Source organism: Streptomyces mexicanus (genome assembly GCF_902506575.1).
Lineage (GTDB): Bacteria > Actinomycetota > Actinomycetes > Streptomycetales > Streptomycetaceae > Streptomyces > Streptomyces mexicanus.
This window is the reverse complement of the sequence record NZ_LR732544.1, coordinates 3,262,730-3,271,187: the sequence shown is the minus strand read 5'-3', so window position 1 is coordinate 3,271,187 and position 8,458 is coordinate 3,262,730. Positions and strand designations below refer to the sequence as shown.

Below are 8,458 nucleotides of genomic sequence, written 5' to 3'. Positions count from 1 at the left end.
CGCCCCGCCGCCGTGCAGGACCCGGCCGGGTGCATGGGCATCTCGGTCAGGCCGGGGAAGTAGACGTGCAGGCTGACCGCCGGGCGCAGCGTGTCGTTGACGACCTCGTGCGCGTACCCGGGGGCGAACACGCGCTGCGCGCCGGCGCCCAGGGCGCGCGTGCCCCGGCGCGTGTGCTCGGTCAACGTGCCGCCCAGGACGGTCAGCACACCGGAGGAGGGCCCGTGGTCGTGCCGACCGGTGCCCTGGCCGGGCAGCCAGGACAGCAGCCAGACCTCGTAGCCGGGGCCGGTGCGCAGCCGGTGGTACCAGCGGGTCGTCGCGTCGTATCGGACGAGGGGCTCCCACTGCGCGCGGTCGGCCGCGACGGCGCGGGCCAGGCCGACGAACTCGGCCACCGTGGCCGGGTGCTCGCGCGGGGTCTGCAGCAGGTGCGGGACTTCGAGGAGGTCACCGGCGATCTGGAGGTCGCTGTCGCTGTTCATGGGTGCGGTGGTTCCTGGGAGAGGGAAGAGGGAGGCAAGGGCAGGGCGGCGGAACGAGGCGCCGGGCCGGAAGGAACGGAGAGAAGCGTCAGGCCCGGACGGCGGCTGGAGCGCGCGTGTGCGCGTGGCTCAACAGCCGCAGCAGCGACAGCTACAGCGGGCGCGGGCAGCACCGTGGGACCCGGCGGTGCGGGTCGAGACGAGTGCTGAAGGCGCGAGCATGCCCACAAGGAGACCGGCTCACACCTCCACTGTCAACTCGACGCCCGGTATGTGGGACATGTTTCACCTCATCCGGTTCATCTCTCAGGTGAAAGGTTTGCTCGCCGGGAAGGCGGGACACATGGCGCACATGCCGGGCGCGCAAACCCCGTTGCGATCCCGTGATCCGACTGTGATCCGGTTCGCTTCGGGGCGCGTGTCGGAACGGGATCGAAGGCCAGGGCGTCCTTCCTTTCGCGGGGCCCGAGAGGACTCCGCGCGGAGGGGGAGGCTCGTGGGGCCCTCGACTCTGTGTCAAGGTTTATGCCGATTTGAACACTTTCCGCACGGCCTTGGTTCCGCAGAGTGAATAAGGGGCTCAATAGCAGATCTCGGCTTGACTCGCCCGGAGCAGCACACTTGTAATTTCACTCGTGTCGTTCAGCCGAGATCGGTAACGGCTACATCACGGGGACGCGAAACAGACGAGGGGCGCACATGACCGAGCTGGTGCAGCAACTGCTGGTCGACGACGCGGACGAGGAACTCGGCTGGCAGGAGCGCGCGCTGTGCGCCCAGACCGACCCCGAGTCCTTCTTCCCCGAGAAGGGCGGCTCCACCCGCGAGGCCAAGAAGGTCTGCCTGGCCTGCGAAGTCCGCTCCGAGTGCCTTGAGTACGCCCTCGCCAACGACGAGCGTTTCGGTATCTGGGGCGGTCTGTCCGAGCGTGAGCGCCGCCGCCTGAAGAAGGCCGCGGTCTGAACCCGCGCCGGCACGGACGCCGGCCGGAACGCACACCCGAGCGAGCAGCCGGGCAGGCACACGGGCAAGCAGCCGAGCGAACACCCGGGCCGGCAGCCGAAGAAGCGCCACATCTCCCTGGAATCGTCACGAACGGCCCGTCGCCAGTGGGTTGTCCACAGGCGGCGGGCCGCTGTCCTGGTCAGCCAGTAGTGTGGTCGCTCGTCCGAGACGCCCCGCTGCCCCCAGGGAGCACGGGCGTCCACCGCAGTCCACCGAACCGGGGCCGTGTATCTCGATGTCCGTGCACAGCCATACGGCAGCCCACTACGACGTCGCCGCCGCAGCGCCGTCGGACCCCGCGCGCGCGACGCAGTTCGCCCCGGCGGCGTCCGACCCGACCCGCCCGCCCGAGTATCCGCGGCACGTCGTCACCGCCGTCCTCGTCTCCCACGACGGCGCCCGCTGGCTGCCCGACGCGCTGGCCGGACTGCTCGGCCAGGAACGGCCCGTGCAGTACGCCGTGGCCGCCGACACCGGCAGCGCGGACGACTCCGCCCAGGTGGTCGCCGACGCGCTCGGCCCGGACCGGGTCCTGCACTTGGCTCGCCGCACCGGCTTCGGCCAGGCCGTCGAGGAGGCCGTCCGCACCGCCCCCGTCCTCACCCCGGAGGAACTGCCGTACCTCAAGCGCCCCAGCGGCTGGGACCCCGTCTCGCGCACCTGGCGCGACGACGCCTACGACGTGCCCGACCTGCCCCACGGTGAACCGGTGCAGTGGCTGTGGCTGCTGCACGACGACTGCTCCCCCGAACCCGACGCCCTCGCCCAGCTGTTGAGGGTCGTGGACAACGAGTACGAACTCGGCCGCGAGGACGTGGCCGTCGTCGGCCCCAAGCTGCGCGGCTGGTACGACCGCCGCCAGCTCCTCGAAGTCGGCGTCAGCATCGCCAACTCCGGGCGCCGTTGGACCGGCCTGGACCGCCGCGAACAGGACCAGGGGCAGCACGACCACGTCCGGCCGGTGCTGTCGGTGTCCACCGCCGGCATGCTGATCCGGCGTGACATCTTCGAGCAGCTCGGCGGGTTCGACCGGCATCTGCCCCTGATGCGCGACGACGTCGACCTGTGCTGGCGCGCCCACGCCGCCGGCCACCGCGTCCTGGTCGCGCCCGACGCCGTCGTACGGCACGCCGAAGCGGCCTCCCGCGAGCGCCGCACCGTCGACTGCGTGGGCCGTACGGCCGCGTCCCCGCACAAGGTCGACAAGGCCGGTGCCGTCTACACCCTTCTCGTCAACACCCGTACGGCGGCGCTTCCCTGGGTGCTGCTGCGTCTGGTGCTGGGCACCCTGCTGCGCACCGTCGCCTACCTCGTCGGCAAGGTCCCCGGACAGGCCCTGGACGAGGTCCGCGGTCTGGTCGGCACCCTGCTGCGGCCCGAGCGGATCCTCGCCGGCCGGCGCAGGCGCGGCACACCGCGGATCGACAAGGGCGAGCTGCGCGCCCTGTTCCCGCCGCCCGGTGCGACCGTCCGGATCACCGTCGAACAGGTCGCGAGCAACCTCGTCGGCCGCTCCGACCCCGAGGTGTCCTCCGCCGGCCGGCACGGCGGCGGGCTGGAGTCCGGACCCGGCGGCGACGACGCGGACTTCCTGGAGATCGAGCAGTTCGCCCGGCTCAAGCGCATCGCCCGCAAACCCGGCCCGGTGCTCTTCCTGGTGCTGCTGCTGGTCTCCCTCGTCGCCTGCCGCAATCTGCTGGGCGGCGGCGCGCTCGCCGGCGGCGCCCTGCTGCCCGCCCCCGCCGACGCCTCCGACCTGTGGGCGCGCTACCTCGACTCCTGGCATCCGGTGGGCGCGGGCGGCACCCCCTCGGCGCCGCCGTACCTGGCGCTCGTGGCGCTGCTCTCCTCGCTGCTGCTCGGCTCCACCGGGCTCGCCGTCACCGTCCTGCTGGTCGGCTCGGTGCCGCTGGCCGGGTTCTCCGCGTACTTCGCCTCCCGCCCGCTCGTCCCCTCGCGGCTGCTGCGCGCCTGGGCGGCCGTCGTCTACGCCGTGCTGCCCGCCGCCACCGGCGCGCTGGCCGCGGGCCGCATCGGCACCGCCGTGCTGGCCGTGCTGCTGCCGCTGATCGCCCGCGCCGGCATCGCCGCGAGCGGCCTGGCCGGCCCCTCGGGCGCACGCGGCAGCTGGCGCGCCACCTGGGCCTACGCCCTCCTGCTGACCGTCACCACCGCCTTCACGCCCATCGTGTGGCCCATCGCGCTCGTGCTCGGCCTGGGCGTGCTGGTCGTGCGCCGCGGCGACCTCGTGGCCCAGGCCCTGCGCCTGCTGGCCCAGGTGGGCACCCCGCTGCTCGTCCTCGCTCCCTGGTCGCTGTCGCTGCTGCCGTTCGGCTTCTTCCAGGAGGCCGGACTGGAGTACGGGCCGTCGGCCGCCTCCGCCCTGGACCTGCTGGGCGCCTCCCCGGGCGGCCCCGGCACCGTGCACGGGCTGATGCTCATCGGCATCGTCCTGGCCGCGCTGGCCGCCCTGCTGCGCACCGAGCGCCGGGTCGCCATCCACGCCGCCTGGACCACCGCCCTGGTGGCACTCGTCTTCGCCGTCCTGGCCAACGACTCCGCGTGGGCCGGACCCGCCACCCTCGTCTACGGCCTCGCGCTGCTGGCCGCCGCCCTGCTCGGCGCCGACGGCGCACGCGCGCGCGTGGCCGAACAGAGCTTCGGCTGGCGCCAGCCGGTCGCCGCGCTGATCGCCTTCGCCTCCGCCGCGGGCCCGCTGCTCGTCGTCGCCGGCTGGATGATCCGCGGCGCCGACGACCCGCTGCAGCGGCGCACCGCGGTGCAGGTGCCGGCCTTCGTCGCCGAGGAGAGCCGCACCGGCGACCAGGCCCGCACCCTGGTCCTGGACAGCCGGTCCGCCGACCGCGTCCGCTACATGCTGGTGCGCGGCTCCGGGGTCCGCATGGGCGACGCCGAACTCGCCTCGGCGGCCGGCGGCAACAGCCGGCTCGACAAGGTCGTCGCCAACCTGGTCGCCGGCTCGGGCGCCGACCAGACCGACCAGCTCGGCGGCTTCGCCGTGCGCTACGTCCTCGTCCACAAGGGCGCACCCCGCGAGATCGGCCGCGTCCTGGACGCCACCCCGGGCCTGACCCGGCTCAGCCAGCAGGACGGCAACGCGCTGTGGCGCGTGGACCGGGAGGTCTCCCGCGCCACCATCCTGACCGGCTCCGGCTCCGGTTCCGGTTCCGGTTCCGACTCGGCATCAGGCACCGGGCAGCCCGTCACCGCAGGCCCCGTCGAGATCCACACGAAGATCCCGGCGGGTTCCGCCGGCCGCGTGCTGCGCCCGGCCGACACCGCCGCCCCGGGCTGGACGGCCCCCCTGGACGGCCAGCCGCTGACCCGCCCCACGGTCGACGGCTGGGCCCAGGGTTTCCGGCCCCCCGCCTCCGGCGGCCGCCTCGACGCCACCTACGACGACCCGATCGGCCACACCGCCTGGCTGTGGGCCCAGGGAGTCCTCGCCGTCGTCCTCGTCGTCCTGGCCCTGCCCGGCCGGCGCCGGGACGTCGACGACGACCTGCCCGAGGAGGAGCCGCTGCCCGCACAGCCGGTGGCCGGCGAGGGTCGCCGCGCCCGCCGGCTGCGCGCCCAGGCCGAGGCCGAGCAAGCCGGTCAGGCCGATGCGCAGACACCGCCGGGCCCCGACGCCGTGCCGCCGCTGCCGCCGCACGCCCCCGCGGCCGTACCCCATCAGCAGCCCTACGACGGATGGGACACCACCGCCCACGCCGACGCCGCACCGGCGCCCGGGTACGACGCCTACGGCGACCAGGGCTACCCGGCCGCCCCCGCCGACCCCGGCCCGTACGCCGAGGGCGGCTACGACCCGGCGTACCAGAGCGGCCCCACCGGTCCTTACCAGGGCGGCCCCGCCGACCCCTATCAGGGCGGCCAGTACGACCCGTACGCCTACGACGCCCACGCGCCCGCGGCCCCCTACGACCCGGCCTACCACCAGGGCTATGAGGAGCCCTACGACCCGGCACAGCACACCGCGCACGGCGTCGCCGGCGAGCACCCCGACGGGAGCCAGCAGTGAACCGCACGACCCTGTCCCTGATCGCCGGCGTGGCCGCCCTCGCCGCCGTCACCGGATTCGCCGCGCTGGACGCCCCGGACGCGGCGGGCACCGGCCCCGCCGGGGGGGACACCCGGCCGCCCGTCGAGCGCACCACCCTGGTCTGCCCGGCGCCCAGCACCTCCGACATCGCCGACACCTCGTACACCTCCTTCACGCCGGTCACCCAGGGCACGGCCGGTGCCGGCAAGGCGGAGCTGCAACCGGTCACCGAGCAGTCGGCGAACGGCACGGACAACGACGCGAGCGGCAAGGACGGCAAGGGCGGCAAGAAGGCCGACGCGCCCGAGCTGAAGCCCGGACAGCCCGGCACGCCCGCCACCGGCGACATCTCGGGCGGCGACGGCCCCGCGCTGATCGGCACCGCCGACGGCAGGTTCGCGCCGGGCTGGACCGTCCAGGAGACCACCGAGGTGGCCGCAGGCACCGGCCGCGGGCTGCTGGGCGTGGACTGCACCGCCCCGGACACGGACTTCTGGTTCCCCGGCGCGAGCACCGCCACCGACCGCACCGACTACGTGCACCTCACCAACCCCGACGACTCCGCCGCGGTCGTCGACATCGACCTGTACGGCAAGGACGGCGCCGTGAAGTCGACGCTGGGCGAGGGCATCACCGTGCCGCCGCACGCCGCCGAGCCGGTGCTGCTGTCCACGCTCGCCGACGCCCCGCAGGACGACCTCACCGTGCACGTGAGCGTGCGCAGCGGCCGGGTCGGTGCGGCGGTGCAGGCCCTGGACGACAAGCTCGGCGGGGGCTGGCTGGCCGCCGCCGCGGACCCGGCGGACACCCTGGTGCTGCCGGGCATCCCCAAGGACGCCACGTCCGTGCGGCTGATCGCCTTCACCTCCGCCGACGCCGACACCGACCTGAAGGTGAAGCTGGCCTCGTCCTCCGGGCTGATCACGCCCGCCGGCCACGACACCGTGCACGTCAAGGGCGGCATGACGACCGCCGTCGACCTGGGCGACATCACGCGCGGCGAGGCCGGCTCGCTGGTGCTGACCCAGGACTCCCCGGCCGTGCCGGTGGTCGCGGCGCTGCGGGTGATACGCGGCAAGGGCGACAAGCAGGAGACCGCCTTCATCCCGGCGACCGGCCCCGTCACCGCACGCGCCACGGCGGCCGACAACAGCGCCGAGGGCTCGACGCTGTCGCTCACCGCCCCCACCGCGACCGCGCAGGTCAAGGTCACCGCGTCGGCGGGCAGCGACGGCGGCACGGAGGTGTCGAAGACGTACACCATCCAGCGCGGCACCACGCAGGACATCACCCCACCGGTGCCGGCCGGCCTGAAGGGCACCTATGCCCTGACCGTGCAGCGCCTGTCGGGCGGCCCGGTGTACGGGGCGCGCACCCTGACCTCGACCGAGAACGGCGTCGCCGGTGTCACGACGCAGACCCTGCCGGACGACCGGGGCACGGTGGCGGTGCCGCAGGCGGACGAGGACGTGTCGGTGCTGCAGAGGCAGTGACGCTGCGCAAGCAGTGACGCGGCCGCCCACGCCAGGACCCGGCGCCGCTCAGTCCTCCCCGTACCTGGGGGCGTCGGCAGTCCTGCCGGTTCCTGGGGGCGCCGGAAGTCTTCCCGGTACCCAGGGGGCGACGGGCGCCGCTCAGTCCTCCCCGTACCGGGGATCCACCGTCTCCGGTGTCAGCCCGAGCAGTTCGGCCACCTGCTCGACCACGACCTCGTGCACCAGCGCGGCCCGCTCGTCGCGTCCCTTGCTGCGGATCTCCACCGGCCGCCGGTAGACGACGACCCGGGCCCGGCGCCCGTCGCGGGCGGGCATCGTGCCGCCGAGCGGCACCGGCTCGTCGCTCCACGCCTGGTCCGGCCCGTCCAGCCGCGGTACGTCCAGCACCAGGAAGTCGATGTCGGCCAGCTGCGGCCACCGCCGCTCCAGACGGTCCACGGAGTCCTGCACCAGATCCGCGAACACCTCGGCGCGGCTCGCGGCGAGCGGCACCTGCGGCGGTGCGATGGGGCCGCGCATGCCCCGGCCGTGGCGATCACGTCGGCGGGGCCCGGGGCCGGCGGCACGGGGCGGGACACGGGTGTCCATCACTGCTGAAGCGTAGTCCTCACCGCCCTCGTGCGCCCGGCTCCGCGCGCTGCGGGCAAGCGGTCGGTTGATACCGATTCCGGCCAAGCTCGGACTCGATTCCGTATCTCTCCAAGACCGGCGATCTCAAGGCAATTGACGGTTTTTGTACCCACTCGTGACCCGGCCAAGAGCTGTTCGAGATCTCGTCAGATGCCGTCCGCGCAGGTCAGCCGGGCACGCCGGAAGGGGGGTGTGGGGCGTTTCACAGCACGACACGGTGGGGTGACCTGGTGGAGAGTCGTCGCGGCCCGCTCAAGAGTGCGGTACCGTCCAACATCGTGAGCCCTGTACGTCGCTGTTCGCGCACCGCTTGCGGCCGTCCCGCCGTAGCGACGCTGACGTACGTCTACGCCGACTCGACCGCGGTCCTCGGCCCGCTCGCCACCTACGCCGAGCCCCACTGCTACGACCTGTGCGCCGAGCACTCCGAGCGCCTGACCGCGCCCCGCGGCTGGGAGGTCGTCCGGCTCCTGGACGGTTCGGCGCCCGCCCGCCCCAGCGGTGACGACCTGGAGGCGCTCGCCAACGCGGTGCGCGAGGCGGCCCGCCCCCAGGAGCGCGCCGCCCAGGCCGGTGGCGGGGGAGCGCGCGGAGCGGACCCGATGGAGGTCGCGCGCCGCGGCCACCTGCGGGTGCTCCGCTCACCGGACACCTGACAAAACCGTTCACCGCAGGCAAAGCCGTTCACCGGCGGCAAGTCGTTCGCCATAGGCACGCCGTTCGCCGTAGGCACGCCCTTCACTGCCCGGTCGCCCACGCGGCCTCGCAGCAGCCAC

The 8,458-nt window shown here is 74.1% G+C and carries 6 protein-coding genes; 4 read left to right on the top strand and 2 right to left on the bottom strand.

Annotated features, from left to right (window positions below):
• A partial coding sequence (locus GV126_RS14540) for a cysteine dioxygenase (protein WP_159666499.1) occupies positions 1–485 on the bottom strand: 485 nt, incomplete at its 3' end.
• Between the two features lie 699 nt (positions 486–1,184).
• On the opposite strand from GV126_RS14540, the gene GV126_RS14535 reads away from it, so the two are divergent.
• The 3 genes from GV126_RS14535 to GV126_RS14525 all read left to right on the top strand — a co-directional run bounded on the left by GV126_RS14535 (position 1,185) and on the right by GV126_RS14525 (position 7,049).
• Positions 1,185–1,448: a WhiB family transcriptional regulator gene (locus tag GV126_RS14535; protein WP_003975777.1), complete on the top strand. Its 264-nt coding sequence runs from the start codon at positions 1,185–1,187 to the stop codon at positions 1,446–1,448.
• A 277-nt stretch (positions 1,449–1,725) separates the two neighbouring features.
• Positions 1,726–5,535, top strand: coding sequence for a glycosyltransferase family 2 protein (locus tag GV126_RS14530; RefSeq protein ID WP_159666496.1), 3,810 nt, complete (start codon positions 1,726–1,728; stop codon positions 5,533–5,535).
• On the top strand, positions 5,532–7,049 hold the full coding sequence (locus GV126_RS14525; RefSeq protein ID WP_159666494.1) for a DUF5719 family protein: 1,518 nt from the start codon (positions 5,532–5,534) through the stop codon (positions 7,047–7,049). The genes GV126_RS14530 and GV126_RS14525 overlap by 4 nt, the downstream gene beginning before the upstream one ends.
• 141 nt (positions 7,050–7,190) lie before the next feature.
• Here the strand turns inward: GV126_RS14525 and GV126_RS14520 are convergent, their stop codons facing one another.
• Positions 7,191–7,640, bottom strand: a complete 450-nt coding sequence (locus GV126_RS14520; RefSeq protein WP_159673690.1) for a metallopeptidase family protein — start codon at positions 7,638–7,640, stop codon at positions 7,191–7,193.
• Positions 7,641–7,912: 272 nt separating this feature from the next.
• Between GV126_RS14520 and GV126_RS14515 the strand changes: the two genes are divergently transcribed.
• On the top strand, positions 7,913–8,338 hold the full coding sequence (locus GV126_RS14515) for a DUF3499 domain-containing protein (RefSeq protein ID WP_051405367.1): 426 nt from the start codon (positions 7,913–7,915) through the stop codon (positions 8,336–8,338).
• Positions 8,339–8,458 lie beyond the last annotated feature (120 nt).